Source organism: Aliiroseovarius sp. PTFE2010 (genome assembly GCF_049943335.1).
Taxonomy (GTDB): Bacteria; Pseudomonadota; Alphaproteobacteria; order Rhodobacterales; family Rhodobacteraceae; genus JBNFVY01.
Genome location: NZ_JBNFVY010000001.1, coordinates 39,246 through 64,148, shown reverse-complemented (window position 1 = coordinate 64,148; position 24,903 = coordinate 39,246). Strand labels below are relative to the sequence as shown.

General features: G+C 57.3%; 30 protein-coding genes. 13 read left to right on the top strand and 17 right to left on the bottom strand.

The window, feature by feature from the left end:
• Positions 1-23 precede the first annotated feature (23 nt).
• The 10 genes from ACP2AV_RS00365 (at position 24) to ACP2AV_RS00320 (ending at position 9,862) form a co-directional block, all read left to right on the top strand.
• Positions 24-515, top strand: a complete 492-nt coding sequence (locus ACP2AV_RS00365) for a flagellar basal body-associated FliL family protein (RefSeq protein WP_426371328.1) — start codon at positions 24-26, stop codon at positions 513-515.
• 11 nt (positions 516-526) lie between these two features.
• Positions 527-955 (top strand): hypothetical protein, encoded by a 429-nt coding sequence (locus ACP2AV_RS00360; protein ID WP_426370666.1) that lies wholly within the window; start codon positions 527-529, stop codon positions 953-955.
• Between the two features lie 41 nt (positions 956-996).
• On the top strand, positions 997-1,578 hold the full coding sequence (locus ACP2AV_RS00355; RefSeq protein ID WP_426371327.1) for a MotE family protein: 582 nt from the start codon (positions 997-999) through the stop codon (positions 1,576-1,578).
• Positions 1,579-1,651: 73 nt separating this feature from the next.
• Positions 1,652-2,521 (top strand): flagellar motor stator protein MotA, encoded by an 870-nt coding sequence (gene motA, locus ACP2AV_RS00350; protein WP_426370665.1) that lies wholly within the window; start codon positions 1,652-1,654, stop codon positions 2,519-2,521.
• A complete protein-coding gene (locus ACP2AV_RS00345) occupies positions 2,521-4,761 on the top strand; it encodes a hypothetical protein (RefSeq protein ID WP_426370664.1) in 2,241 nt (746 codons plus the stop codon). The genes motA and ACP2AV_RS00345 overlap by 1 nt, the downstream gene beginning before the upstream one ends.
• Before the next feature lie 76 nt (positions 4,762-4,837).
• Positions 4,838-5,554, top strand: coding sequence for a lytic transglycosylase domain-containing protein (locus tag ACP2AV_RS00340; RefSeq protein WP_426370663.1), 717 nt, complete (start codon positions 4,838-4,840; stop codon positions 5,552-5,554).
• Positions 5,555-7,642, top strand: a complete 2,088-nt coding sequence (gene flhA, locus ACP2AV_RS00335; protein WP_426370662.1) for a flagellar biosynthesis protein FlhA — start codon at positions 5,555-5,557, stop codon at positions 7,640-7,642.
• Entirely contained in the window at positions 7,642-8,415 is a 774-nt protein-coding gene (locus tag ACP2AV_RS00330) for a flagellar biosynthetic protein FliR (protein ID WP_426370661.1), read from the top strand. The genes flhA and ACP2AV_RS00330 overlap by 1 nt, the downstream gene beginning before the upstream one ends.
• Positions 8,415-9,509 carry an EscU/YscU/HrcU family type III secretion system export apparatus switch protein gene (locus ACP2AV_RS00325; RefSeq protein ID WP_426370660.1) on the top strand — a complete coding sequence of 365 codons (1,095 nt, stop codon included), beginning with the start codon at positions 8,415-8,417 and terminating at the stop codon, positions 9,507-9,509. Before ACP2AV_RS00330 ends, ACP2AV_RS00325 begins: the two co-directional genes overlap by 1 nt.
• Positions 9,506-9,862 (top strand): hypothetical protein, encoded by a 357-nt coding sequence (locus tag ACP2AV_RS00320; protein ID WP_426370659.1) that lies wholly within the window; start codon positions 9,506-9,508, stop codon positions 9,860-9,862. Before ACP2AV_RS00325 ends, ACP2AV_RS00320 begins: the two co-directional genes overlap by 4 nt.
• Positions 9,863-9,865: 3 nt before the next feature.
• Here the strand turns inward: ACP2AV_RS00320 and ACP2AV_RS00315 are convergent, their stop codons facing one another.
• From ACP2AV_RS00315 to ACP2AV_RS00275, 9 genes are read right to left on the bottom strand one after another with little or no spacing between them, the layout of a single operon-like run.
• Complete coding sequence (locus ACP2AV_RS00315) at positions 9,866-10,369, bottom strand: flagellar basal body-associated FliL family protein (protein ID WP_426370658.1); 504 nt, start codon at positions 10,367-10,369, stop codon at positions 9,866-9,868.
• 8 nt (positions 10,370-10,377) lie between these two features.
• Positions 10,378-11,106, bottom strand: a complete 729-nt coding sequence (gene flgH / locus ACP2AV_RS00310) for a flagellar basal body L-ring protein FlgH (protein ID WP_426370657.1) — start codon at positions 11,104-11,106, stop codon at positions 10,378-10,380.
• A 10-nt stretch (positions 11,107-11,116) separates the two neighbouring features.
• Positions 11,117-11,554 (bottom strand): flagellar basal body P-ring formation chaperone FlgA, encoded by a 438-nt coding sequence (gene flgA, locus ACP2AV_RS00305; RefSeq protein WP_426370656.1) that lies wholly within the window; start codon positions 11,552-11,554, stop codon positions 11,117-11,119.
• A complete protein-coding gene (gene flgG / locus ACP2AV_RS00300) occupies positions 11,554-12,339 on the bottom strand; it encodes a flagellar basal-body rod protein FlgG (RefSeq protein ID WP_426370655.1) in 786 nt (261 codons plus the stop codon). Before flgG ends, flgA begins: the two co-directional genes overlap by 1 nt.
• Before the next feature lie 9 nt (positions 12,340-12,348).
• The gene (locus ACP2AV_RS00295) at positions 12,349-13,065 is read right to left on the bottom strand and encodes a flagellar hook-basal body complex protein (protein ID WP_426370654.1); all 717 of its coding nucleotides are present in this window, start codon (positions 13,063-13,065) and stop codon (positions 12,349-12,351) included.
• Positions 13,065-13,334 carry a flagellar biosynthetic protein FliQ gene (locus ACP2AV_RS00290; RefSeq protein ID WP_426371326.1) on the bottom strand — a complete coding sequence of 90 codons (270 nt, stop codon included), beginning with the start codon at positions 13,332-13,334 and terminating at the stop codon, positions 13,065-13,067. The genes ACP2AV_RS00295 and ACP2AV_RS00290 overlap by 1 nt, the downstream gene beginning before the upstream one ends.
• Positions 13,331-13,624, bottom strand: a complete 294-nt coding sequence (fliE, locus tag ACP2AV_RS00285; RefSeq protein ID WP_426370653.1) for a flagellar hook-basal body complex protein FliE — start codon at positions 13,622-13,624, stop codon at positions 13,331-13,333. Before fliE ends, ACP2AV_RS00290 begins: the two co-directional genes overlap by 4 nt.
• 11 nt (positions 13,625-13,635) lie before the next feature.
• A complete protein-coding gene (gene flgC / locus ACP2AV_RS00280; protein ID WP_426370652.1) occupies positions 13,636-14,028 on the bottom strand; it encodes a flagellar basal body rod protein FlgC in 393 nt (130 codons plus the stop codon).
• A 10-nt stretch (positions 14,029-14,038) separates the two neighbouring features.
• Entirely contained in the window at positions 14,039-14,410 is a 372-nt protein-coding gene (locus tag ACP2AV_RS00275; RefSeq protein WP_426370651.1) for a FlgB family protein, read from the bottom strand.
• A 99-nt stretch (positions 14,411-14,509) separates the two neighbouring features.
• Between ACP2AV_RS00275 and ACP2AV_RS00270 the strand changes: the two genes are divergently transcribed.
• Positions 14,510-15,823, top strand: coding sequence for a FliI/YscN family ATPase (locus ACP2AV_RS00270; RefSeq protein WP_426370650.1), 1,314 nt, complete (start codon positions 14,510-14,512; stop codon positions 15,821-15,823).
• Between the two features lie 5 nt (positions 15,824-15,828).
• Here ACP2AV_RS00270 and ACP2AV_RS00265 read toward each other — a convergent pair whose 3' ends face one another.
• The 6 genes from ACP2AV_RS00265 to ACP2AV_RS00240 all read right to left on the bottom strand — a co-directional run bounded on the left by ACP2AV_RS00265 (position 15,829) and on the right by ACP2AV_RS00240 (position 19,916).
• A complete protein-coding gene (locus ACP2AV_RS00265) occupies positions 15,829-16,635 on the bottom strand; it encodes a DUF1217 domain-containing protein (RefSeq protein ID WP_426370649.1) in 807 nt (268 codons plus the stop codon).
• A complete protein-coding gene (gene flbT / locus ACP2AV_RS00260) occupies positions 16,632-17,036 on the bottom strand; it encodes a flagellar biosynthesis repressor FlbT (protein WP_426370648.1) in 405 nt (134 codons plus the stop codon). The genes ACP2AV_RS00265 and flbT overlap by 4 nt, the downstream gene beginning before the upstream one ends.
• Positions 17,033-17,419, bottom strand: a complete 387-nt coding sequence (gene flaF, locus ACP2AV_RS00255) for a flagellar biosynthesis regulator FlaF (RefSeq protein WP_426370647.1) — start codon at positions 17,417-17,419, stop codon at positions 17,033-17,035. Before flaF ends, flbT begins: the two co-directional genes overlap by 4 nt.
• Before the next feature lie 92 nt (positions 17,420-17,511).
• Positions 17,512-19,071, bottom strand: coding sequence for a flagellin (locus ACP2AV_RS00250; RefSeq protein WP_426370646.1), 1,560 nt, complete (start codon positions 19,069-19,071; stop codon positions 17,512-17,514).
• A 220-nt stretch (positions 19,072-19,291) separates the two neighbouring features.
• Positions 19,292-19,645: a hypothetical protein gene (locus tag ACP2AV_RS00245; RefSeq protein ID WP_426370645.1), complete on the bottom strand. Its 354-nt coding sequence runs from the start codon at positions 19,643-19,645 to the stop codon at positions 19,292-19,294.
• Complete coding sequence (locus ACP2AV_RS00240; protein ID WP_426371325.1) at positions 19,632-19,916, bottom strand: rod-binding protein; 285 nt, start codon at positions 19,914-19,916, stop codon at positions 19,632-19,634. Before ACP2AV_RS00240 ends, ACP2AV_RS00245 begins: the two co-directional genes overlap by 14 nt.
• 125 nt (positions 19,917-20,041) lie before the next feature.
• On the opposite strand from ACP2AV_RS00240, the gene ACP2AV_RS00235 reads away from it, so the two are divergent.
• Together ACP2AV_RS00235 and ACP2AV_RS00230 are read left to right on the top strand one after the other, a co-directional pair.
• Positions 20,042-21,877, top strand: coding sequence for a flagellar hook-length control protein FliK (locus ACP2AV_RS00235; RefSeq protein WP_426370644.1), 1,836 nt, complete (start codon positions 20,042-20,044; stop codon positions 21,875-21,877).
• A 15-nt stretch (positions 21,878-21,892) separates the two neighbouring features.
• The gene (locus ACP2AV_RS00230; RefSeq protein WP_426370643.1) at positions 21,893-22,549 is read left to right on the top strand and encodes a flagellar hook capping FlgD N-terminal domain-containing protein; all 657 of its coding nucleotides are present in this window, start codon (positions 21,893-21,895) and stop codon (positions 22,547-22,549) included.
• A gap of 12 nt (positions 22,550-22,561) precedes the next feature.
• Here ACP2AV_RS00230 and ubiB read toward each other — a convergent pair whose 3' ends face one another.
• Together ubiB and ubiE are read right to left on the bottom strand one after the other, a co-directional pair.
• The gene (ubiB, locus tag ACP2AV_RS00225) at positions 22,562-24,097 is read right to left on the bottom strand and encodes a 2-polyprenylphenol 6-hydroxylase (RefSeq protein ID WP_426370642.1); all 1,536 of its coding nucleotides are present in this window, start codon (positions 24,095-24,097) and stop codon (positions 22,562-22,564) included.
• A gap of 3 nt (positions 24,098-24,100) precedes the next feature.
• A complete protein-coding gene (ubiE, locus tag ACP2AV_RS00220) occupies positions 24,101-24,844 on the bottom strand; it encodes a bifunctional demethylmenaquinone methyltransferase/2-methoxy-6-polyprenyl-1,4-benzoquinol methylase UbiE (RefSeq protein WP_426370641.1) in 744 nt (247 codons plus the stop codon).
• Between the last annotated feature and the right edge of the window lie 59 nt (positions 24,845-24,903).

Sequence of the window (24,903 nt, the reverse complement as noted above, 5' to 3'; positions counted from 1 at the left end):
AATTTCACAAGCCGGGCATGCAGATGGCGGACGAAGAAGAAACAGAAGGCGAAGAACCGAAAAAGGGGTCGAAAAAACCGCTTTTGATCGGTCTTGTCCTTGCGCTCGTGTTGGGCGGCGGGGGCTTTTTTGCCGTTTATTCGGGTATGTTTCTTGCGCCCGATTCTGTGGTTGCAGACGGTTCTGCCAGTGAAGATGTCGACATAGAGCTGCCAGATGTCGCTTTCGTTGCGCTTGATCCGCTGATCATCAACACGGGGGCAAATGGCGGGCGCCAACACCTGCGGTTTCAGGCCCAGCTTGAAGTTTCCCCGGTCTACGTCCCCGAGGTTGAGGTTATGCTGCCGCGCATTATCGACATATTGAACGGGTATCTTCGGGCTGTCGAGATCCGCGATCTGCAAGATCCGATGTCGCTCATTCGGCTGCGTGCGCAAATGCTGCGGCGCATTCAGGTTGTCGTTGGGGAAGGTCGCGTGCGCGACCTTCTGATCATGGAATTCGTACTCAACTAGAAGGGTCGGGCATGGAACTGATCGCAGATATTCTTCTTGCCGCAGGTGCTTTGGGCGCCGGGTTCTATTGTATCGTTCTGTCGCGTCGCCTCAGCCGGTTTACCGATCTTGAACAAGGCGTCGGCGGGGCGATTGCTGTTTTGTCGGCGCAGGTCGATGACATGACCAAGACACTGGTAGAGGCACAAAAGACGGCGGCGTCATCCGGGGCAAAGCTGGGTCAGACCACCGAGAGAGCCGAGGCCGCAGCCAAACGGTTGGAGCTGCTTATCGCCTCGATGCACGACTTGCCCGAGGACCCGGTTGCGACCGAGCAACCCGCACCACGCTCTGATCGGCCAACCCAGCCGGATCCGGCGGTAGCGGCCGACGATGACAAAGATGCCGTGGCCGAGACCGTTTTTCTTAGCCAGCGTTCCCGTGTGGAGGCTGCGGAATGACAAAGGCCACAAAACAAAAGGCAACCAAGCCCAAGGCGAAAATGCCGAAAAAAAAGTGGGGATCCGGCCGTGGTGCCCTGTGGATCGTGGCACTTGTGCTGATTTCATCGGCGGGGCTTCGCCTTGGAAGTGGAACCGGCTCTGCGATCGCCAAGGGCGTTGCGGCCATGCAAGGGGATGAATCGGTATCTGACGATCTGGTTTGCGAAGCACAGGGCGACCCCAGCGCCATTTTGTTGGCCCTTCGCTCGCGTGAAGCCGCGCTTGAGCAGCGCGAAGCCGATTTACAACAGAGATCAGCCGCCCTGGATCTGGCGCGGCAGGAAATCATGACGAACATGGCCGCCCTGGAACAGGCCGAAGAGGATCTGAAATCCACATTGGTGATCGCGGAAACTGCGGCCGAAAATGATCTGGCAAAGCTGACATCGGTCTATGAAAACATGAAACCCAAAGAAGCCGCTCCGTTGTTTGAGGCTATGTCGCCTGATTTCGCCGCTGGGTTCCTGGGGCGTATGAGACCGGATGCCGCGGCAGCCGTCATGGCCGGGCTGCAGCCGGAAACTGCGTATACAATCAGCGTCATCCTTGCGGGGCGCAATGCGCGCGCTCCTACCGAGTAACGCAATCACTCTTTAACCCAAAAGTGCAACTCTCTGGGCGGGCATTTGTCCGTGGACTTGATAGGGGTCGAAAATGATCGGCATCGTTGGCATTGCGCTTATCTTCATCATGGTATTCGGCGGATACATTGCAGCCGGCGGCAAGCTGGGGATCATCATGAAGTCGCTTCCGTTCGAATTCATGATGATCGGTGGCGCGGCGGCAGGCGCCTTCGCGATCTCAAATGATATGGCCGGGATCAAACACACGCTGAAAGATATCGGCAAAGTGTTCAAGGGCCCAAAATGGTCACCTGCGGATTACCGGGATCTGCTGTGTCTTCTGTTCGAATTGATCCGCTTGGCGCGGTCCAATCCGGTCGGGTTAGAGGAACATATCGAAGCGCCTGAAAACTCGGCCATCTTCACCAAGTACCCCAAAATCCTCACCGATCGGGAAGCTGTCAATTTGATGTGCGATACGTTGCGGTCGGCGTCGATGAACTACGACGATCCACATCAGGTCGAAGAGGTGCTGGAAAAACGGATGGAAACCAACCTTCATCACGCAATGCATTCGACGCACGCGCTTCAGGCAGTCGCTGACGGACTGCCCGCGCTGGGGATCGTTGCTGCTGTGCTTGGGGTCATCAAGACCATGGCGTCGATCGACCAGCCCCCTGAAATTCTCGGCAAGATGATTGGTGGCGCGTTAGTGGGTACGTTTTTGGGCGTGTTCCTTGCCTATGGATTGGTGGGGCCCTTCGCGGCAAAAGTGAAAACCGTGATCGAAGAGGACTCGCATTTTTATCAGTTGATCCGAGAGGTTCTGGTGGCCAACCTGCACAATCATGCGACCAATATTTGCATCGAAGTGGGACGGCAGAACACGCCGGGTCACTACCGACCCAGCTTTTCTGAACTTGAGGAAGCTCTCAAGGAAGTCAAATCGGAGGCAGCCTAGTGCTTCGTGTTCTTGCAGTCGTCCTGTTGCTGATCCCCCAACTGGCGCGATCCGAAACGGTCAAGGTTCTGTCCGGAGAACACGCGGATTTTTCGCGACTTGTCTTTCAATTCGAAGATGCGACGAATTGGGAAGTGGGGCGCTGGGATCGGGGATATGAACTGCGAATTGATCGGGCCGATGTCTTGTTTGACGTGTCTTCGGTCTTCAATCTGATTCCACGGCAACGGATTTCGGCCTTTGTAGAATCGGCCAACGGCCTCAGGTTGGTTGTCAACGAAGGGTTCCATGCTGATGCATTTGAAATACGGCGCAACAGGTTGGTACTGGATATCAAGGATGGCGCACCGCCACAGGGCGCGCCATTTGAAGGCGTGCTAGACGAGGCGAAAACGGCAAACCTGCCTCAGGCACCGGTGTCACGACCGCAATTGCCAGAACAGAAAAAACAATTCCCCAATCCTCCGGTCCAGCTACCTTTGGTTCAGAGCGCTCAGGTCCACCAAGATGCGCCAGATTTCCCTATCGAAATTGTAGAAGAGCCGGCGCTCAGCGATAGCGCGCGGGCGTTCGAACAAAACCTGATCGAGCAACTTAGTCGCGCAGCGTCGCAAGGCCTTCTGGAGGCGAACCTGCCAACCACAGATGAACTGCCTGAGTTGCCGACGCAGGCAGAGCCCGAGCCGCGGCCGCAGCCGGACGAGGCCGCCAGTAATCAGCCGCATGAAAAAACCCATGTCAAAGTGCGCACCCGGGTCGATATCGATGCGCAATCCGCCCGGGATTCAAAACCGACCACGACATTTGGCAAGACCTGCCTGCCCAATGATAAGTTCGCGATCGATGAATGGGGCGGTGAAGGGTCAGGGTTTGATGTGCCAAGTTTACGATCGGCCCTACTGGGCGAATTTGACGAAGTCGAACCCAAGACGGTCCGAGATCTGGCGCGGCACTACATCTATCTGTCATTCGGAGCAGAGGCAAAAGCGGTCATGAGAGATCTTGGCGTGATCGTGCCGGACGCTGATATCCTGATGGCGATGGCAAATGTCATGGACAATCAACCGGCTGTTCCAGGTCGGATCGCGGGGCAAGAATCCTGCGATGGCGATGTCGCGATGTGGGCGGTGTTGGTTTGGGATAACGAAGCGGCGCTTGAAGAGATCAACGAAGAGGCTGTCAAAACTGCGTTCTCTACGCTGCCGGTGCGGTTGCGAAAACACCTTGGCCCACAACTGAGTGCGAAGCTTGTTGAATTGCAAGAGGTCGAGCTGGCACTGGCCGTTCGTAGTGCAATTTCCAGAATTCCAGGAGACACCGACGCCAGCTTTGATCTTCTCGATGCGCGCATTGAACTGGCCCTTGGGAACGAAGATCAGGCGTGGCAAGCGTTGGAGGGGGTTTCGGATAAAGGCAGAAGCTTGTCTGCCGAGGCGACACTGGAGTTGCTGAACTCAAAAATCGACGCAGCGGCTTTTGTTGAGGGCAAGAGGATTGCTGATGCCGAATCCTATGCATTTGAGCGGCGCGGGACTGACATGGGCCACGCATTGGCCGCAGCCGCGATCCACGCAACGATTTCCAATGGGTCCCCTGGCGACGCGCTGAAGAAGCTTGATGAAACCTCAAGCGCAATGCCTCTGTCCGAAGAGGATACCGTGCGCCTGACCGATTTGGCTTATGATGGCTTGGTCGCCGTGGCTGAGGATATCGTGTTCCTGGAACATACCGTCGGCCCGACCATGAGAAAGAAGTTGGCCAAGGTGAACAAGGAAATACGTACCAAAGTGGCATCGCGTTTGGTTGATTTGGGTTTTCCGGATGAAGCGCGTGCCGTCTTGGATTTAAACACCGATGTTCCCATGGATTATGAGCGGTTGGTGCTTGCGCGCGCGGCGCTGGCCGCAGGCGATGTCCAAATTGCCATGGGATACGTTGCTGGGTTGACCGGCGCCGACGCCGATCGTTTGCGCGCAGATGCTTTGGCAGAGATAAGAAATCACGCGGACGCAGCGCGGCTCTATTCAGAGTTGGGGTTGAACCCGGATGCCCTGCGCGAAGCCTGGTTGGCGCAGGATTGGCTGCGCGTCACGGAACTTGGGGCGGGTTCACAGCAAGAAATCGCGGCGTTGCTTTCTGCAGAAGTGAAGACTCCGGATGACACACCGCTAGAGAGCCATCGCGCCTTGATCAAGCGCAGTGCCCGCATGCGGGATTTGTTGGACACCCTTACACAGTAAAGCGTGAAGACGGTTACGATATCTAAAGACAATCTCAATAGCGTAGTGCGGCAAGTAGCAGCAAGAAATGCGCTCAATGACTGGATTTTTCTTTAGCCGTTTTCCATTTTGCTCGCCGTTCCAAGGCGTGCCGCGGTATTTCATCGGCGCCGTTTGGGTGTGCCTGTCGGTATGTGTAATCGGCTTTCCCGCCTTCGGTAGTTCCCGGTGTGAAGAGGCGGCCCGTGTGGCGTCTGAAACGACCGGCGTTCCGCTATCAGTGCTTAGGGCAATATCGCTGACAGAAACCGGGCGCAGCGTAGATGGGCAAGTGTCGACTTGGCCATGGACGATCAATGTTCAGGGCAAAGGCTATTGGTTTGATACGCGGCTGGATGCCGAAAGTTTCGCACGTAAAACGTTAAGTACCGGTGTATCAAATTTCGACTCAGGGTGTTTCCAACTCAATTACAGGTGGCATGGCCGGCATTTCAAACGGGTTGAAGATTTGTTTGAACCGGTGGCGAACGCAACTTATGCCGCGCAATTCCTCGCAGATCTGCATGCAGAATTCGGCGCGTGGTCGAAGGCCGCTGGTGCGTTTCATTCGCGCACTCCGAAATACGCGGCGCTATACCGGAAAAAGTTCGACACAATCCTGTCGACACTCACCGAGCTGGACGCCCCGATGGAAATTGCAGCGCCCCGGGTCAATACGTTTCCACTCCTGATCACCGGTGCCCGTCCGGTCAGTTTGGGTTCATTAGTCCCAATCGCAGAATCCGGTGCCAGCAGGTTGATCGAGTTTCGCTAAATGACTTTTGACCTCCGCCAGATATTTCACCCGACGATTTTACTCGCACTCGCGTTGATGGCGGTCATTGTAATGATGATCTTACCGATGCCGGCGTGGGTTCTGGATATGGGATTGGCGGCGTCTTTTGCCCTGGCCATTCTGATGTTCACGGTGACTTTGTTCATCGAACGGCCTTTGGATTTTTCGGCATTCCCGACCGTGCTTTTGGCATCGTTGATGTTGCGCCTGTCGCTCAATGTAAGCTCGACAAAGCTCATCATCGGTCAAGGTCACACCGGCACTGCGGCGGCAGGAAATGTGATCGAAGGGTTCGCGAACTTCGTCATGAGCGGGTCTGTGTTTCTGGGGCTAGTCGTATTTTGCGTTCTGCTGATCGTCAATTTCATCGTCATCACGAAGGGCGCGGGCCGCATGGCCGAAGTTGGCGCGCGCTTTGCGCTGGACGGCATGCCGGGCAAGCAGTTGGCCATCGACAGCGATATGTCGGCCGGAGCAATCGACCATGCCGAGGCAAAGCAAAGGCGTGAACTGGAACTGGCCGAAACCACATTCTTCGGATCTCTGGATGGCGCGTCAAAATTCGTCAAAGGGGACGCGATTGCCGGGTTGCTGATCACCTTGATGAATTTGCTCATGGGCTTGGTGATCGGCGTTGCGCTTCACGACATGCCCATTGGGCAAGCATTTGAAACCTATGCCATCCTGACGGTCGGCGATGGGCTGGTGAGCCAGATCCCAGCGGTGATCATTTCGATTGCCTCTGCCCTGCTTCTGGCCCGTGGCGGCGCGACGGGATCGGCTGATGCGGCGTTTTTTCAGCAACTTGGGAAATACCCACCGGCTTTGTACACAGTGGCGCTGTTGATGGGACTTTTCGCTTTGGTTCCGGGCCTGCCATTCATTCCTTTCGTTCTGGGCGGGGCGGTCTTGGCGACAGCGGCCTATATGGCCCAAAAACAGGCTCGGGCCCTCGCCAAAGATGCTGCGGCTATCGCTCCGAAAACCGAAGAACCCCAGAAATCCGAATCGATGGGCGACGTCTTGGACCTTGATGAGATCCACGTCGAATTCGCGCCCGATTTGGTGTCGATGGTTCTGGATCCACAAACCGGCCTGGATGCGCGCATTTCCAATATGCGCAATCACGTGGCCACGCACTTTGGATTGCTTCTGCCCGAAATTCGCCTGACTGATGATCAGTCATTGCCGCCGGGGTCATATGTTGTGCGCATACACGGGGTGCAACAGGCGCGCGATACCCTTCGGCCAGATCAGGTCCTTGCGCTCTTGACTGGAAACGACGCCGGTTTGATGCCGGGCGAAGATGTCAAAGAACCGGTCTATGGGGCGCCGGCACGATGGGTCGATCCTGCGCGGAAAGAAGAATTGGCAATCGCCGGATATACGGTCGTGAATCCGTCTGAGGTTCTGGCAACGCACTTGCTGGAAGTCATGAAAAAGAACTTCGGCCGTTTGCTGACGCTCAAGTCACTGCGTCGTCTGCTGGAAGAAATGACCAACCTGTCGGATACGGTTCGGGCAGATGCCAACAAACGACTTCTGGATGAACTGGTACCGGACAAAGTCCCGTTGGATATTTTGTTATCTGTCTTGCGGCTCTTACTGGAAGAGCGGGTGTCGATCCGAAACCTGCCGATGATCCTCGAGGCGATTTCCGAAGCGCGCGGCGCAGCGGCAACGCCTGAAGCGATCTGTGAATATGTCCGCCAGCGATTGGGTTTTCAGCTTACGGCCGAACTCAAACGCCCAGACGGGACGTTGCCATTGGTGCAATTGGCGCCCGAATGGGAAGAGCGTTTCACGACATACCAGTTGGACAATGAACGTGGCATCGGGGACATCGCGCTGCCGCCCGAGGAATTCAACAAGTTGGCCAATTCCGTTGCCGAAAAGATCGCGGCTGCCGGTGAAACGGGGGTTTATCCAGCTGTTGTCACATCGACCAGACGGCGGCGATTCCTGCGAACCGTTTTGTCTGCCAAGGGTATCCAGAACCCGGTGTTGTCTTTCGAGGAAATCGGCGCAGATGCCAAGCCGTCACTGGTTGGTTTGGTGCGCGCTTGATGGAGGCAATTGATGCCATTTTGGACCTTGTGCAGGTGCAGGGCACTGTGGGGTTCATCGTCTTTTTGCGCGTGGGCGCGGCGATGGCTTTGTTTCCTGCCTTCGGCGAACGGACAATCCCCGAGCGCCTGCGCCTTGTCCTGGCCTTGGCCTTCACGGCAGTCGTCGCGCCCGCGCTGGGCCCCGAAATTTCCGAAACCTTGTCGTCTGGTGCACGTGTGTTCACCTTCCTGATCCCTGAGGTCCTGATCGGTTTGGCGATTGGGATCATCGTGCGACTGTTCATTTTCGCCCTGCAAACTGCGGGGTCGATTGCGGCGCAGTCGACATCCTTGTCGCAAATTTTTGGCGGCAGCGCCTTGGATCCGCAACCGGCAATCGGCCATTTGATGTTGGTTTCTGGACTTGCCTTGGCGGTGATGACCGGTCTCCATGTGCGGCTGGCCGAATACCTGATCCTGTCGTACGACCTTTTGCCAGCCGGGCAGTTTCCGGATGCAGGTATCCTGGGGCAATGGGGCATCGGGCAGATCGCGCATTCCTTTGCGTTGGCGTTTTCCCTGGCTGCCCCGTTCGTGATTGCATCGCTGATCTACAATGTCGCGCTGGGGGTCATCAATCGCGCGATGCCTCAGTTGATGGTCGCGTTTGTCGGTGCGCCGGCGATCACGCTTGGTGGGCTTTTGTTGCTGTTCTTGTCCTTGCCAATCCTTTTGGGGATCTGGTCGGAAGCGTTGACCGGCTTCCTGGACAACCCGTTTCGGGGGCGCTGATGGCCGAGGGTGAAGACGAAGACAAGCAATATGAACCGTCCCAAAAGAAACTGGATGACGCGCGGAAAAAGGGCGAGGTTCCGCGATCGACTGACCTGACGACGGCAGCAGCATATGGCGGGTTCATCATTGCCGCGGCCGCCTTGGGGCAAAGCAGTATGATGTCTTTGGGATCGGTCTTGCAGGGGCTCGTTGGCAAGGCAGACTCGGCTGCGCAGCTCATGTTCGAAGGATCAGGGCAGGTTCTGGCAGGGGGGATCATGCTGGATGTGCTTTGGGCGATTGCCCCGCTTTTTTTGATCCCCGCGCTCTTCGCCTTGGTTTCGACAATTGCCCAAAAATCCTTCGTTGTAGCGCCGCAAAAACTTGCCCCCAAACTATCGCGCATATCGGTCCTGTCGAATGCCAAGAACAAGTTCGGACGATCGGGCCTGTTCGAGTTCGCAAAGAGCTTTTTCAAACTATCGATCTACGGTTTGGTGCTGGGCGTATACCTTTGGACCAAGATACCCCAGATCTTGGCGACCCTGTCCCTGAGCCCTGGCATGGTGACAGTGGTCTTGCTGAAGCTGGTGATGAATTTCCTGTTGATCGTATTGGCAATTGCCGGCGCGATCGGCGCTGTTGATTTCCTCTGGCAGTACTCTGAGCACATGCGCAAGAACCGCATGTCGCGCAAGGAAATGACCGATGAGCAAAAGCAGGCGGAAGGCGATCCGCATGTGAAACAGCAGCGCCGCCAGCGTGGCTACGAGATTGCCATGAACCAGATGCTGGCCGACGTTCCGACGGCCGATGTCATTGTCGTCAACCCAGAACATTACGCGGTTGCGTTGAAATGGGATCGCGGCGCCGGATCAGCCCCGGTTTGTGTGGCAAAAGGCGTAGATGAGATCGCCGCCCGAATTCGCGAACTGGCCAACGAAAATGGCATCCCGATCCATCGCGATCCCCCCACAGCGCGGGCGCTGCATGCCAGCGTCGAAATCGGACAGGAAATTCACCCTGAGCATTATGCCGCCGTCGCTGCAGCAATCCGTTTCGCAGAAGACATGCGCAAGAAAATGGGTCACACCGTGCGAGGGTTCAGATGAAGAAGAAATTGCATTCGCTGAAAACCGTCAGTCAAATGGTTCTCGATACCGAATTGGCGAAACTGCGTGATCTTACTGAGCAGTTGGCCGCCAAATCGGATGAGATTTCCGCCCTGCGTCAAGCAGGCCGCGACAGGGTGGATGGGTTGAGCCATGGTAGCGGCGACGACCTGGCGTTCGTAACCGGGCAAGATCAACGTTATGGCAAATGGCTCGAGGCCCGGATCCGCGAGATCAACACCGATATCGCCAATCTGGCAGCAGCGCGCGAACACCAGTTGGCGCTGACGCGGCGTGCGTTCGGGCGGACAAGCGCATTGGACCAGCTAGCCAAAAAGGCACACAAGCCTTAGCGATCAGCCTATGTCCTGGCGAACGATATCGATGATCAGAACATCAAGAACCTTGTCGCCGACAGTCTTTTGCGCGACCTCGCGCAGCGCGTTGCGCAGGTCAGTCATGTTGCGACTATCTGTAAAAGTACCGCGAAAACCGCCGGCATTGGCGTGATCGAACAGAACCTGCAGAAAGACGTCGCGCAGTTTCGGCTCTTGCTGGTAGACCAGCTCGCGCCCGCCAGATTCGACTTCCAGGCTGAGCGCCACCACGATCATGGCCGTAACGCGTTCGTCCTGGACGTCTGGAATGACAAACTGGTTGTTCAGTTTGACGTATTCATTGCCTGTCTTTTCCGCGGTGGCTTCCCCTGTGTCGGTCGCGGCCATCTGGACAGGAACCTGTCCGTCACCACAGGGGTTCAGTTCAACCACTTGGTGAGGTGGTTGCAGCATTTTACCAACGCCGATACCGCCCCCCAATCCAATGAGGGCAAGAATGACTGGAAGGAGTTTCTTGATCATGTCGAACCTCAGAACGGCAGAACGATATCGGCGATCTGCTGGCCATAGCGGGGCTGCTGGACCTGCGAAATCTGCCCGCGTCCGCCATAGGAAATCCGCGCCGACGCGATCTTGTCCGACGAGATGTCATTCTGGCGGGATATGTCCTGCGGACGCACATAGCCATCAAGAAGCAACTCGCGGATTTCAAAGTTCACGCGAACTTCCTGATTGCCCTGAATGTGCAAAATACCGTTGGGAAGCACTTCGATCACAGTGGCTGCAATCTTCAGTTCGAGTTTTTCATTCCGCCGAACGGATCCGGTTCCTGCGGACGAAGATTTCGACGTCGTGCTTACGCCGTTTTCCAGATCAACCAGCGGCAAGACATCGTCGATCCTTTGGGGAATACCCAAGAGTTGCGGAATCTGCATGCTTTCCGAGCCGCTGCGATTGCGCGCACTGGAATTGGATATTTCGGCGCTTTCGTCGATTTCGATGACAACCGTAAGAATGTCGCCCTTTTTCGCAGCACGGCGGTCCCCCAACAACGATGTCTGCTCGGACGTCCAGAGCGACGCATTGTCGATCGTCCGCCGCCGGTCGATCTGTGTCGGCAAACTGGGGGTGAGCATGGCGTTGTATTCCGAGGTTGAACGCGTGGGCGTGAATTCGGGCGCGCGCCCAACCTGATCCAGGTCACTACATGCGGCCATGAGGCCCAAGGCCATCGACGAAAAGAGTACAGGAAAACGCATGGTGTATGTCCTATTTGAAAGCTGCGCCAAGCTGGCCCACCTGGACCGAACCGTCAGGGGCCACAATTCCGGTCACCGTGGTGCGAGAAGACAGGTTCATGACCCGGATGCTGTCCCCGATTCCCCCGCGGGCCAGCGCACGCGCATCGGTTTTTAGCGTGAGAGTTGCATTGCGATACACCAGCGGAACGATCTGATTGCGCTCGACGATGGCGGGTGGGCCGACGTCTTCGACCCGGATTGGGCGCCCCGCATAGAGCACGACCCGCGCCTCTTGCCCGACCGCTTCGCGGGTATCTATCAGCATGCCGGGAATATCCCCCTGGATCGCCTTGACGTCGGCGGCGCTCAGAATCTGCTGCGCGCGAATGGTCCGCGTCGGCACCAGAACATCGGCACATACAGCCGTTGGCAAAAGCGCAAACAAGAGAGGAAATAACCGTTTCATCAGCGGATCTGTGTGGTCGAGGACAACATTTGGTCCGCCGCGGTGATGACCTTCGCATTCAGTTCGTACCCGCGTTGCGCTTCGATCAGTTCGGTGATCTCGCGCACAGCGTCAACAGAACTGTCTTCCAAGTAACCCTGGCGCAACGACCCCAGCCCATCCTGGCCGGGGGTGTTCACCAACGGCGGACCGGATGCGTTTGTTTCGAGAAACAGGTTTCCGCCAATCGCTTCGAGACCCTTGGCATTGGTAAAGCTGGTCAGGGTGAATTGACCTAGTTGCTGGGGTTCCACCTGATCGCGGAAATAGGCCCATACTTCGCCATCGGCGTTGATCGCCAACGACAGCGTGTCGTCGGGGATGGTGATCTCGGGCTGGACCGGATGTCCGTCCGAGGTGACAATCAGCCCGTCGGGCGACCGTTTCAGCGCGCCATCGCGGGTATAGCCAGACGCGCCCGACGGCAGCGTGACTTCAAGATAGCCTTTGCCTTCGATGGCCACGTCCAGATCGCCGCCGGTTGACCCGAGCGAGCCTTGCTGAAGCTCGACGGTCACGGAAGACGGGCGCACGCCCAAGCCCAACTGAACCCCGGTCGGCAGCACGCGCCCATCCGTGGCATTGATCGCACCGGCGCGCGTGAATTGCTGATAGTGCAGGTCCGCAAATTCGGCGCGGCGGGCGTTGTAACCCGTCGTGCTCATGTTTGCGAGGTTTTGCGAAATGGTTTCGACCCGCATGGACTGGGCGTTCATTCCGGTGGCGGCAATGGATAAAGCGCGCATGGGGTCTCCTTACTTCGACAAGGTCGTGAGGACATTGCGAATACGTTCGTCCTCTTGTTCGAGAAACTTCTGGCCCAGCTCATAGGCGTGCTGGACCTCGATCATCCGGGCAATTTCGGTGATCGCGTTGACGTTCGAGGATTCAAGAAACCCCTGAACGATGTTGGCGTTTTCGACAGGGTCGACCCCGCCGGGCACTTCAAAGCGGACACCGTCGCGGTGCTGCATGTCAGTCGGATCGGTTGGTGTGAACAGACCTATCTGTGTCAGCGGCCGCCCATCGGCCGACAGTGTTCCGTCGGAAGCAACGGAAATCGACTGCGCGTCAGGCGGTATGAATATCGGTGCGCCGCCCGCATCCAAAAGCCGCGCCCCATCGTAGGTGACAAGCTCGCCCGTTTCGTTGGGTGTGAAACCCCCGGCACGCGTCAGCATCGGGCCTGCGTCGCTTTCGACCTGAAAGAAACCATCGCCTTCGATGGCAAAGTCGAAAGTCCCGCCTGTGGGTTTCAGTGTACCTTGAACATCCGAGGGCGAACGCACATTGGCATAGGCCATCGAAAGCGAGGCTTCTTGCGGTTCGAGCGCCGAGACATATTCGGAAAAAATCAGTCCTTCGCGCCGAAATCCCGTTGTGGACAGGTTTGCGATATTGTTCGCGACGCTTTGCATCTCGCGCATGAGGCCCGACTGGCGGGTCAGCGACGTATATCCGGGGCTATCCATCAGACACCTGCAATCAGAGGGACGATTTCAGTGACAAAAAAGCTGGTCAGAGTATCGGTCATGAAGCTCATGGTGACCCAGAACACCGCCAGGATTGCGGCCAGTTTCGGCACGAATGTCAGGGTCATTTCCTGGATGGATGTCAGCGCTTGGAACAGGCCCACGATCAGGCCGGCCACAAGCGCCACAACCAGGATTGGCGTTGACACGGTCACCGCGATCCAGAGGGCGTGACGCAGGGTGTCGTAGAAGACGATTTCTTGCATCAGACCGGCATCCGCAGGATTTCCTGGTACGCTTCGACTACTTTGTCACGCACGGTGACGGCAGTTTCGACGGCCAGTTCCGTTTCTGCCAGCGCCGTGACCAGCGCGTGGGGATCAGCGCCGCCGACCATGGCGGATTTGGCGATCTCTTCGGTCTGGGCAAGCTGTTCGGCAAAACTGCCAGCTGCCGATTTGAACGGATTTTCCGCGCCTGCGTTTTCGCCAGGCTTGGGGGTGGTTGCGGAACGGGTGGCGGCATAGCCCTGATTGGCAAGCGTGCTGCGAATATCCATTGGCGGGCTCCTTAACGACGCAACAGTTCAAGCAAGGATCGCGACATTTGGCGCGATTGGTCGAACATCTTGAGGTTGGCTTCATAGCTGCGCTGAGCTTCGCGCGCGTCGGCGATTTCGATCACCAGATCGACGTTCGTGCCGTCGTAGTGGCCCGTGTCGTCGGCCATCGGATGGCTTGGGTCATAGATGCGTTCGACTTCGGTCTGGTCCAATTCGACACGCCCGGTTTGAACTGCGCCTGATGGCCGCCCATTTTCCAGGACCTGCTCGAAAGGTGCTATTTTGCGGCGGTAGCCGGGTGTGTCTGCGTTGGCTATGTTTTCGGACACGTAGCGCAGGCGATTTGCCTGTGCCTTCATGCCGGAAGCGGATAGCGCGCGGCTGGAAAGAAATTCATCCATTCGTCATCTCCTATCGGCCAATTGTTGTACGAAGAATGTTCATTGAAGACCGGTAGACCGCCAGCGCGCGATCATGCGCCGATTTCACGTCAGCGGACTTGAGCATCTCGGTCTCAAGCGAAACGGTGTTGCCGTTTGGTGTGGACGGACCCGGCTCATCGATAATGCGCGGACTGACAGCAGTGCTGCCCGTCGCCTGCAGGTGGCCTGCGCGGGTGGCACGCAGTTGCGTGTGATTCGTAGCCTGGAATGTTTCCTGGAATGAGGCGACATCGCGAGCGCGATAGTTCGGCGTATCCGCATTTGCGACGTTCTGCGCAATTGCGTTTTGACGCGCCTCAGAGTGGGCGGCAAGGCCCCGCGCCATCGCGAGGATGTCCAACTTTTCGTACATCGGGGCTTCTCCCTCGATCCATTTCAACCAAGACTTAACCCCGATTCCTTTAGAAACGGTTTCAACGCGAATGGGCCGGAGAATTTCATGAACTTTGCAGGGTTTGACCAGTTGAAGGCCGAAATTGCGTCGGTCAAATCCGTCAGGTCGGTCGGTCGGATCGTTGAATTATCCCGGGGCACCTTGACGGTGTCGGGGTTGTCCGGTGTTGCCGCCTTGGGGGATCTTGTGGAAATTGAAACCCCTTCGGGTCGGCGCAAAGGCGAAATTCTTCAACTCGCGCCCGAGTTCGTCGTCATTCTACCTGACGGCGCCACGAACGGTCTGTCTATCGGCGCACGGGTTTTCCATTTGGGTGGCGATACGATCGCACCTGATGATACTTGGATTGGCCGCGTGATCGATCCTTTCGGGCAGCCGCTCGACGGGCTCAAAATCCTTCGCGGTGCGACGCCTCGACCTTTGCGCGGCGAGCCTTTGAATCCAACCCAGCGTCGCTCGCTTGGGACGCGTCTGGAAACCGGAATGGCAGTGTTCAACACGCTGTTGCCGATCGTCAAAGGCCAACGCGTGGGCCTTTTTGCCGGGTCAGGGGTGGGCAAATCCACTCTGTTGGCGAAATTGGCGCTGGGTTTGCAAGCCGATGTGGTTGTCATCGCGATGGTGGGCGAGCGCGGGCGCGAGGTGCGTGAATTCGTTGATCGCGTTCTTGGGCCTCGCGGCATGCAAAAATCCGTCATTGTCGCGGCAACGTCGGACCAGTCGCCACTGGTGCGCCGCCGTTGCGCTTGGACCGCCATGGCTGTCGCAGAGCATTTTCGGGACAAAGGCAAACACGTGCTTTACATGGCCGATAGTGTGACCCGTTTTGCAGAGGCGCATCGCGAGGTTGCTTTGGCAAGCGGCGAGGACGGCAGTTTGCGTGGTTTCCCACCATCGACAACGCATCTGATTACGTCGCTGTGCGAAAGGGCGGGCCCAGGGATGAACAGTTCGGGTGACATTACGGCAGTCTTGTCTGTTCTGGTAGCGGGGTCTGACATGGAAGAACCCATTGCCGACATCCTACGCGGTGTCTTGGATGGTCACGTTGTGCTTGATCGTGAGATCGCCGAGCGTGGACGTTTTCCGGCAATTGACTTGCTCAGATCAGTCAGCCGGGCATTACCGCAAGCTGCTTCAGACAGCGAAAATGCTCTGATTGCCTTGGCGCGCCAGCGCTTGGGTACCTATGCGCGTTCGGAAATGATGATACAAGCTGGCCTTTATTCCAAGGGATCCGATCCAACCATTGACGCATCGATTGACGCTTGGCCCAAATTGGACGCCTTTTTGACCGAAGATGAAATCGAAGGGACAGATGCCAGTTTTGAACGTCTGGCTGCGTGCCTGTCTTCCTGAGACTATTAATAGAATGTAGCGCTGCTTTGCAGCAAAGTGAGCGCGGCAGAGGCTGAACTATACCCTGTATAGCCCGCGTTGATTTGTGACTGCATCAAAAAGCGCTGAACAAGATCTTCGCGCTTTTCAGCATCTGCGAACTGCGCAACGTCGCTTGACCCGAACATGGCTTCTGCGCGTTCTTGAAAAATCTCGAGTTGTTTGTCGACATTCAGCGCGCCGACACTTGTTGGCAGGTTCAATGCGGTTTCAAACACAGTTCTTACCGGGGTATTGCCCATCACTGAAAACCACATTCCTGCTTCTGACGTATCCAGTGATGCGATATCGCTCAATTCGCGGTCCAGTCCCAATGCAAGCCGCATGTCCGCGTCCTGGTTGCCGACGGCAATTTCGAATTGTTTGTCCTTGTAGGCAGAGAGGATTTCGTCTGGGAACTCGCTCAGAGTCGTTCTGGGAGTAGAGAAATCCCCGAATCCAAAGGCCTGTGTGAAGGCCAGATAGCGCTTGTCTGTCAGCTTGTTGGCGAGAGCGTCGTCATCAAGCGATCCGTCCTCAAGTATTTTTTGAATGAAATACTTGTTGTCGATATCTTCATCCAGGCCGAAAGCGCCCAAAGCGACCTCGAGCAACTGGCGGTCCGAAACCAGTTGTTCAGCGGACGTGACTTCCGCGATATTCTCGCGGAAGTACTCTTCGTTTCTTTGCACACTGGCCGATTGGTCGAACGCTTCTTGTTGTGCTTCGCGCGTGCGGTTCAAGAACAGCCAGCCGGAATACCCGTTAAATGGTACGACGGGTTGATAAGTCATTGTGGACTCGCTGCGAATAGTCTTTCTTCCCGAGGAAGCAGCCCGCGCAGAGATTTCAACACCTGATAGTATTGACCGTCAGATACCGCCTCGGTCGCCGAGGTCAAAAGCTTCTTGCTATCGACGTCCGTCAAGACCTGACTGAGTTGTTCGATTCCACGGAACAGTTGAATTTTCGCTTCATCGCCATCTGCGTCGCCAGACAGCACGAGCTGCGCAATGTAACAAACGCGGCGGACCGGCGTGTTGACTTCTTCGGGATGGATCGCGTCGCGCAACCGTAGGATATTTGCGTTGGGCGTTACGATTGAAAGGCGGGACCTGCGATCGCCATTCTCGATAACCGCGCCATTGATCAGGACACGTTCCTTTGGCCCAAGCTTGAGAACCAGACCGCTCATGCTGCATCTCCTTTTTGCTGCAGGCCACGCATCACGGCAGCGTTGATATCGATAAGGGCAGTGACATCTGCCTTCCCAGCAAGGACTTTCGATGTGTGTTGGATTGTGAATTCAGCCAAATAAAACAATTGGGCGCGCAACTGTTGGGGCAGTTGGTTTTTTTCGTCAGCCAGATCGGATGCAAAAATTGTCCAAAGACGTCTGTTGGCGGCCAGGGCCTCGACGAATGCAACGTAGTCTTGTTTTTGTTTCGCAGCGCAATCGCGCAGCCGGTATGTAACACGGCCCAAAACTTCGTATTCGGTTCCGCGATGAGTTCGGATCGGGGCGGATTGTGGTGAGGTGGAAGAATAGGCCGTTCGGGCCATTTCGAGAGCGTTCACGTCGTGTCCTTCCAAAGACAGGGTCATCTTTTATGCGGATTTTCCGCAGTGGAAAGGGGCGCCCTTCGTGGGCGCCCCAAAGGCTTCCCGTCTTAGCGGAAGAGCGACAGGATTGACTGCGGTGCCTGGTTGGCAATCGACAGCGACTGAATGCCCAGCTGCTGCTGAACCTGCAGAGCCTGAAGACGGGCCGAAGCTTCTTCCATGTCTGCGTCCACCATGGTGCCGATACCGGACTTGAGCGCATCGGTCAGACCTTCGATGAAGTCTTTCTGCGTTTCGATACGGCCTTGTGCCGAACCGAAGTTCGCCGCAGCGTCAATCGAATTGGTGATCAGCGTCTCAATGTTGTCCAGAGCAGCACTTGCCCCTTCGTTGGTAGAAACGTCGAGGTTGTCCAACCCGAACAGGCCGCCCGAAGCCTCGCCGCCAGTCGTCACGGCCAACGAGAAAGCCTGCCCGCCGGTGCTATCGTCAACCGCCAATGACCATTGACCTGTGGCTTCGTCGTACATGGTTTTGGTCGTCACGCCATCCGGAGGGTTCGAGTCGATGGCGGTCTTGAGGCCTTTGGCCACATCTTCCATCGTTTCGCCCTTGCCCGCGACATAGTTGAACGAGCTGGACCCCACGGTCACCTTGAAAGTGTCGCCTTCCGAAATACCGGCAGACGTATCGAAATCAAGGGTTTGAGCGCGCTGTTCGATAGACCCACTGGTGGATGTCAGGCCGGTTTCAGCGTTGATCGCTGAAATGTTCATCGTACCGCCCGAGCTGGGCTGGACGATGGAAATATCGAAGTCCTCGAACGCATTGGTGTTTGAAATCACCAATTCGCCTGTACCACTGCCATCCGTTGCTGTGAGGCCGTCGATGCCAAGCGCGTTGATCTGACCTTTAATGGCATCGCGAATTGCATCGTCATCGTCACCGCCGCTAACATCAGCGACGTAATTGACAGAATACCCTTCGATGTTGAGGGTATATACGTTGCCGTCGGCAGCCGTGCCCGCGAAATCAATCTGGGCTGTGGACCCGGTTGCTGGCGTAGTTGTGGTGGCCGTCGCACCAGTGCTGTCGGTGATCGTGCCATAGTTGGCCGCAGTGACGCCGCCGGTCAGCGCGGTTGTGCCTGCGACACCGGCCGAAGTGGTCAGATCCTGGCGGCTGACCTTGATGTCCGACGCAGTCACCGATCCGTCCGAAGACCGGTCAAGCGACGACAGAATGTTCACATCTTCCGTACCCTGGACCAGGTTCAGGCCGTTAAATTGCGCAGCGCCAACCACGGATTTAATCTGGTCGGTCAGGGCATCGATGTCGGTCTGAATTTTCTCACGGTCGACGTTCGATTCCTGCGCCGCAACGATTTTACCTTTGATATCCGTCAGAAGATCCGTGACGGTTTCGGATGCGTTCGCGGCAACCGAAAGGGTCGATTCGCCGAGCGACAGACTGTCCTGGATACCGTTGAAACCTTTGACATCAGCTTCCATCACTTTCGAGATGGCCCAAACCGACGCATTGTCTTTCGCCGAGGCGATAGACTTGCCGGTTGAGATCATGGACTGGGTATCAGACAGATCTTTGTTAATTCCCTTAAGGGTTTGAAGCGCGACCATCGCGCTGTTGTTTGTCAGAATGCTGGACATTTTATCTTCCTTTGACTTCGACGCTTTGCGCCGCGTTACAAGAAACCGACCGAAAATCGGACGGGCTCAGGTCGTCTTTCTGACGGATACGGAGGCCGGTTCCCGGCGCGCCGTGCCACCCCCTCGGGATGCGCACTGAACATGTGGTTTGAGGTATGAATTCTTTCCTAAACCACCCCCAAATGTTTGATCGCATTTGAGGCAAAATTCGGGCAGATGGTCAGGCTTTTCTTTCGATGGTTAACGCAGGGCGACCCAGTTCATTTCGCTCCCCCAGCGGACCGTATGTTTGCAAGGGTTTAGGGCTGGCCTGCATATCGCCGATATAGTTAACGGCCGATTTTATCCCACGCGCTGCACTATCGAGTAGCGCATTGTTGGCCGTCAGTTTTTGCTGAAGCTGCCTTAGGGAATCAGCCTCGTGGCATTCGACGGCAACACGTTTGAGCAATGCTTCTTTCTTGTCGCCCAGCTTTGAAAGTGTTTGGAAATCAGATTCCAAAATTGCATCGCGCTCTTTGACCAGCATTTTTTCAAGCGCACTGACCGCCGATTCCTTTTCAAACAGAGACATCGTCGCTCTCCTTTAATGCTTCGAAAATTTGCTCGGCCAATCCGATACCGCCCGCTTTCGCAAGTTCATCGGCCTGCGCTTTTACCAGGAAGCTGCCGAACTGATCTTCGCCAACGCCGCCGCCAAACGCCGCGCTGGTTTTGTGCAGGCCAGCGGTTTTCAACATCTCGGCCAGAAAGGTCGCCTCAAGCTCCTGAGCGACTTGTCGCAAGTCCTGGTCTGCGCGGGGTGGTTGTTTTTGCGCGGATTGGGTGTGAATGGGAATTCCGATGTCGGTCACGCCAGATCCTTTCAATTGGAATGGTTTTTCTGCATCTATCTCATCACCGGTAAAGAACCGGTAACTTCCTGCTGCGATACCTGACTGTGCAATCGGAGAGAGAATTCCCGGACGACATGCAGGTAACAGTTCCCTTCCTGGGCCCGGATGGCCCGCCCGCTTCGGGCCAGACCGTTTCAGACGCGCAGCCTGACACTGCGGGCGCCATCCGTTTTGTGGATGCGCTTGCGCATGCCGCGCCTCTTGGTCAGAGCACGGGTACGGTTCTTGCCGCGATCGACAAAAACCACTGGCCCGACGCAGTAAATACACCGATGCCCGCATCAAGTGCCCCGATGCCCGCATCGCAAAGGGTGATTGGATTTGAAATGCCAGTCGCGGAAACTGCGATTGATGTCGTGTTCGCGCCGCCCTCTGGCAGTTCCGAACAAACGGATTTGCCCGACGCCCCTTTGATCGACGAACTTGGCGCGGAACAAGCGCCCACGCTTGCGCCGGCCAATCTACCTGGCGTCACTGAAGTGACGATCGACCAAAAACCTGTACGCGGCGCGGAAACAGCGGGCGCTGACCTGGCACCGCAGGACGAATTGACCACGCGTGTTTCGCTTGCATTGCCGGGCGTCGATCATGCCCAACCGCCGTCAAAAGAACAAAGTCAGCCCGATCTGCCCAAGGGCCAGGCACGCGTCGAAACGCTCCTGTCATTGGCGGGTGAAAAAGAACTGCCTGTGCATCAGGTTGCACCAGAAGATGCCCGCATGGGACGCGAATTTCGGGTGCGCTCCGAAGCGTCGCCAATTCCAGTCCACAACGACCCGAATACCGTGAATGGGCGGAACGAACAGCCGCAATTGGCGCGCTTGTCACCCCAGCACACGGCGATCACTGCCGCTGTGCAATCAGGACCGGCCCCCGCGAATTCCGAAGCGATGCCTGCAGAGCAGGATTTCATCGCCCCGGGCGCCGATGCTGATGTTGAACGTCGAATTCAATTTGAAACTCGCCCGCAAAATGCAGGCAAACCAGAATGGGGAAATCCCATGAAACCTGCGGCGGAAACCGCCGTGGGCCACGTAGCGCAGACCGGGAAAACCCAAGCGCGCGCTACGACAGAAGACCGGATTCCCGCGCCGGATCCAGAGGCAAAAGCTTCTGTTCCGGTGCGGGAACCACAAGAGGCGAAATCGCCACCTGCAATCGCCACGATGGCAGCAGCGTTCGCCGGCAATGCGCCCAAGCAGGACCGGGCGACAGAGCTACCGGCCCGGATGCGCAGGCCAGAGCCTGAAATTCAGGCCCCGTCCGTTGATACCGCGGCGCGCACCCCTGACAAAACGCCCCAAAACCGTACACAGCCTGCTGATGCTGCCACAGAGATGATGGCGCAGCCGCCCATTCAAACGGCCAGTGTGCAGGCCGGAATCGACGCGGTTGAGGTGTCGCCATTTGATGATGCCTTGCAAATGGGCGCTGGCGCTTCGCCTACGGCCCCCCAAACCAGCGCAACGGCTATCGCCAGCATGATGCGGATGCCGGAACTGCCCGTCGCAATCGCCAGCCAGCTGGCTGAGGCGGCCCGCGCGATGACAGAGCGCCCGCTAGAGTTGACGCTCAGCCCGGAAGAGTTGGGCAAGGTGCGTATGACCATGAACGCCCAGGACGGCGCGATGTCTGTCGTGCTGGCCGTCGAACGGCCCGAAACGCTTGATCTGATGCGCCGCAATATATCGGCTCTCGAAGCCCAGTTCCGCGACCTTGGGTATCGGGAGGTCACATTCAGTTTTAGCCATCAAGGTACGGGGCAGGGCGGATCGGATCAGGGGGCCGAAGAGCAGGGCGCGTCGTCCTTTGCCACTTCCAGCCAGTCGGCATTGGATAATACCGATCAAGAGGTTACGCCGCTAAGCCTTGATCTCGGGGCGTCGCGCGGCATGGATATTCGGGTTTAAGGCGAGAGAAGAAACATGGATGTAACGTCAACCACCAGCACGACGACAACAGCAACGGCGAACTCGACCAGCCAAAGTACGGCGATCAGTTCGGATTTCGAAACATTTCTGACCATGCTGACCGCGCAGCTCAAAAACCAGGATCCGTTGAACCCGATCGAATCGACCGATTACGCGGTGCAGTTGGCAACATTTTCGAATGTTGAACAGCAGGTCCGCACCAACCAATTGCTGGAAGAAATGGCGTCGCAGAATGGTACGGTCGGCATGAGCCAGGTTGCCAATTGGGTCGGAATGGATGCGCGGGCGGCAGCGCCGGCCCGGTTCGATGGCACGCCGATTGCCGTGACGCCCGATCTGGTGTCCGGGGCGGATGCTGCTGAAATGGTGGTTCGCGACAGCTATGGCGCCGAGGTTCAACGCTTTGAAATTGATCTGACTGGCGAACCGCTGACATGGGCGGGCGTGCTGGACAACGGCTCGCCGGTGGCCAACGGGACCTACCGGTTCGAAACCGTCAGCTATGCCGATGGCGAAGTGACTGGCACCAACCTGGCCGAAACCTATTCGCGGATCGTCGAGGCCCGTGTATCGGGTACGCGGACCTTGTTGGTGCTGGACAGCGGGACCGAGATCGAAGCAGGCGAAGTCAGCGCCCTGCGCGAAGAATAGATCCGGGCGTTTTCACAGTAATTCGAGCAGGGCGAAGACGCCTGATGCCAGCAGAACCCCAAGGATGAACACCCCGCCGTTGCGCCAGTAGCTGCCATTCGATTCGGGCTGAGGATTTTCTTCCTGCGACAGTTTGATCAGCATTTGTTCGGCCAGTTCCGGCAGGCGCGGGCCGACGCGTGCCAGAATTTGCGCTGTTCGTGCCAGGTCGCGGGCCATCGCCTTGGGGCCGATGTTCTGTTTGACATAGCTTTCAACCACGGGGCGAGAGACCTCCCAGATGTTGATATGCGGGTCGAGTGAGCGCGCGACCCCTTCGACCACGACCATGGTTCGTTGCAGCAGGATCAGTTCGGTGCGTGTTTCCATACCGAAACGCTCGGTCACCTCGAACAGGTAGCTCAGCAGCCGCGCCATTGAGATATGCGAGGCATCCATGCCGAATATCGGCTCGCCCACCGCATGCAGGGCCCGCGCGAATTCATCGACATCCCGGTCGGCCGGTACGTATCCGGCTTCAAAGTGCACTTCGGCCACGCGGCGGTAATCGCGCTTGATGAAGCCATACAGGATTTCTGCATAAACTCGGCGGGTGTAGGCGTCGATCCGGCCCATAATCCCGAAATCGAGCGCGATGACATCCCCGTTCGGCGCGATCTTGAGGTTGCCGTGGTGCATGTCGGCGTGAAAGAACCCATCGCGCAGGGCGTGGCTGAGGAACATCTGCAGGATGCGCGCGGCAATCTGGGGCCGGTTGTGCCCGGCGGCCGAAACAGCGGCCAGATCATTGGCCGGGATACCTTCGGCCCATGCCAGCGTCATGACTCGTTTGCTGGACAAATGCCATTCGACCGATGGGACGCGAAAACCTGCGTCGTCCTGGGTTTTCGCGGCAAATTCGGCGGCGCTGGCGCTTTCCAGCCGCAGATCCAGTTCGCCCATGACCACGCCCTCGAAATGTTCGATCACGTCCGTCGGCCGCAAACGGCGCGAGGCGGGGGAAAGGCGTTCAATCACATTGGCGGCGAAGTAAAAGGCGTCGATATCGCGGCGGAAGGCGCGTTCGATCCCTGGGCGCAACACCTTGATCGCCACGTCCTGACCGGTGTCCAGGCGGCGGGCGCGGTGAACTTGCGCGATGGACGCGGCAGCAACCGGCTCGGAAATGTCGGTGAACAGGGTGTCGGCCTTGGCCCCCAGTTCATGCTCAATAGTCTTGATGGCAGTGTCGCGCGAAAAGGGGGGCAGCTTGTCCTGCAAGACCTGGAGCTGCAGTGCCAGATCTTCGCCGACCACGTCGGGGCGCGTTGACAGGATCTGGCCGAACTTGATGTATGCCGGGCCTAGGGCGGTCAGGGCGCGTGTCACCGGCGGTTGCGCCGAATCCCCCTTGTAGCCCACCCATTGAAACGGCCAGCCAAGGATGCGGGCGGCGATGCGCAGGGGAAGCGGTGCGTCCAATGCTTCGAGCACCACGCGCATCGCGCCGGTGCGCTCCATCGTGGCACCGGTGCGGATCAGCCGCCAGATATTGTGGGGACCGCGCATCGCTCAGAGCTTCCAGCCGGAATGCAGGGCGGCGATGCCCATGCTCAAATTCCGGTATTTGACCTGCCCGAACCCGGCAGATCGGATCATATGCGCGAACGTTTCCTGATTGGGGAACTTCCGGATCGATTCCACCAGGTACTGATAGCTGTCGCGATCGCCGGCAATGGCCTGACCCATGCGCGGGATCACGTTGAAACTGTACAGATCATACAGCTTTTGCAGCCCTTCGTTGGGCAGTTGGCTGAATTCCAGCACCATCAGCCGCCCGCCGGGTTTGAGCACACGAAAGGCTTCGTCCAGCGCGTCTTGAACGCGCGTCACATTTCGTATCCCAAAGCTGATCGTGTAGACGTCGAACTGGTTCGCTTCGAACGGCAGGGCCATGGCATCGCCCACCACCCAATCCAAATGATCGGACATCTGCCCGGCTTCGGCCCGTTTGCGCCCTTCGATCAGCATGCTTTCGGTCATGTCCAGCACGGTTGCGCTGGCGCCCGGGGCGCGATCAAGAAAGCGGAAGGAAACGTCGCCGGTGCCGCCGGCCACGTCCAACAGGCGTTGACCGGGGCGCGGCGCCAGCCAATCCATCATCGCGTCTTTCCAGACCCGGTGGATGCCCATGCTCATCACATCGTTCATGATGTCGTATTTCGACGCCACCGATGTGAAGACCCCATGCACCATGCCGGCCTTCTGATCTTCGGCCACGTCCTTAAATCCAAAGTGCGTCGTCTTCTCGGTCATGCCCGTGGTCCGCCATAATCTCTGCAAAGTCTCGATATAGTGTCACGATGAAAGAGACA

Excerpts from the sequence above, each read along its gene's own strand:
- ACP2AV_RS00235 (WP_426370644.1), top strand. The coding sequence starts at position 20,042 with ATGCAGGTAACAGTTCCCTTCCTGGGCCCGGATGGCCCGCCCGCTTCG.
- flgA (WP_426370656.1), bottom strand. The coding sequence starts at position 11,554 with ATGAAACGGTTATTTCCTCTCTTGTTTGCGCTTTTGCCAACGGCTGTA.
- ACP2AV_RS00330 (WP_426370661.1), top strand. The coding sequence starts at position 7,642 with ATGGAGGCAATTGATGCCATTTTGGACCTTGTGCAGGTGCAGGGCACT.
- flhA (WP_426370662.1), top strand. The coding sequence starts at position 5,555 with ATGACTTTTGACCTCCGCCAGATATTTCACCCGACGATTTTACTCGCA.
- ACP2AV_RS00320 (WP_426370659.1), top strand. The coding sequence starts at position 9,506 with ATGAAGAAGAAATTGCATTCGCTGAAAACCGTCAGTCAAATGGTTCTC.
- ACP2AV_RS00325 (WP_426370660.1), top strand. The coding sequence starts at position 8,415 with ATGGCCGAGGGTGAAGACGAAGACAAGCAATATGAACCGTCCCAAAAG.
- ubiB (WP_426370642.1), bottom strand. The coding sequence starts at position 24,097 with ATGCGCGGTCCCCACAATATCTGGCGGCTGATCCGCACCGGTGCCACG.
- motA (WP_426370665.1), top strand. The coding sequence starts at position 1,652 with ATGATCGGCATCGTTGGCATTGCGCTTATCTTCATCATGGTATTCGGC.
- ACP2AV_RS00230 (WP_426370643.1), top strand. The coding sequence starts at position 21,893 with ATGGATGTAACGTCAACCACCAGCACGACGACAACAGCAACGGCGAAC.
- ACP2AV_RS00250 (WP_426370646.1), bottom strand. The coding sequence starts at position 19,071 with ATGTCCAGCATTCTGACAAACAACAGCGCGATGGTCGCGCTTCAAACC.
- ACP2AV_RS00315 (WP_426370658.1), bottom strand. The coding sequence starts at position 10,369 with ATGATCAAGAAACTCCTTCCAGTCATTCTTGCCCTCATTGGATTGGGG.
- flbT (WP_426370648.1), bottom strand. The coding sequence starts at position 17,036 with ATGAGCGGTCTGGTTCTCAAGCTTGGGCCAAAGGAACGTGTCCTGATC.
- ACP2AV_RS00265 (WP_426370649.1), bottom strand. The coding sequence starts at position 16,635 with ATGACTTATCAACCCGTCGTACCATTTAACGGGTATTCCGGCTGGCTG.
- ACP2AV_RS00365 (WP_426371328.1), top strand. The coding sequence starts at position 24 with ATGGCGGACGAAGAAGAAACAGAAGGCGAAGAACCGAAAAAGGGGTCG.
- ubiE (WP_426370641.1), bottom strand. The coding sequence starts at position 24,844 with ATGACCGAGAAGACGACGCACTTTGGATTTAAGGACGTGGCCGAAGAT.
- ACP2AV_RS00245 (WP_426370645.1), bottom strand. The coding sequence starts at position 19,645 with ATGTCTCTGTTTGAAAAGGAATCGGCGGTCAGTGCGCTTGAAAAAATG.
- flgG (WP_426370655.1), bottom strand. The coding sequence starts at position 12,339 with ATGCGCGCTTTATCCATTGCCGCCACCGGAATGAACGCCCAGTCCATG.
- ACP2AV_RS00360 (WP_426370666.1), top strand. The coding sequence starts at position 527 with ATGGAACTGATCGCAGATATTCTTCTTGCCGCAGGTGCTTTGGGCGCC.
- ACP2AV_RS00340 (WP_426370663.1), top strand. The coding sequence starts at position 4,838 with ATGACTGGATTTTTCTTTAGCCGTTTTCCATTTTGCTCGCCGTTCCAA.
- ACP2AV_RS00270 (WP_426370650.1), top strand. The coding sequence starts at position 14,510 with ATGAACTTTGCAGGGTTTGACCAGTTGAAGGCCGAAATTGCGTCGGTC.
- flgC (WP_426370652.1), bottom strand. The coding sequence starts at position 14,028 with ATGGATGAATTTCTTTCCAGCCGCGCGCTATCCGCTTCCGGCATGAAG.
- fliE (WP_426370653.1), bottom strand. The coding sequence starts at position 13,624 with ATGGATATTCGCAGCACGCTTGCCAATCAGGGCTATGCCGCCACCCGT.
- ACP2AV_RS00295 (WP_426370654.1), bottom strand. The coding sequence starts at position 13,065 with ATGGATAGCCCCGGATATACGTCGCTGACCCGCCAGTCGGGCCTCATG.
- ACP2AV_RS00355 (WP_426371327.1), top strand. The coding sequence starts at position 997 with ATGCCGAAAAAAAAGTGGGGATCCGGCCGTGGTGCCCTGTGGATCGTG.
- flgH (WP_426370657.1), bottom strand. The coding sequence starts at position 11,106 with ATGCGTTTTCCTGTACTCTTTTCGTCGATGGCCTTGGGCCTCATGGCC.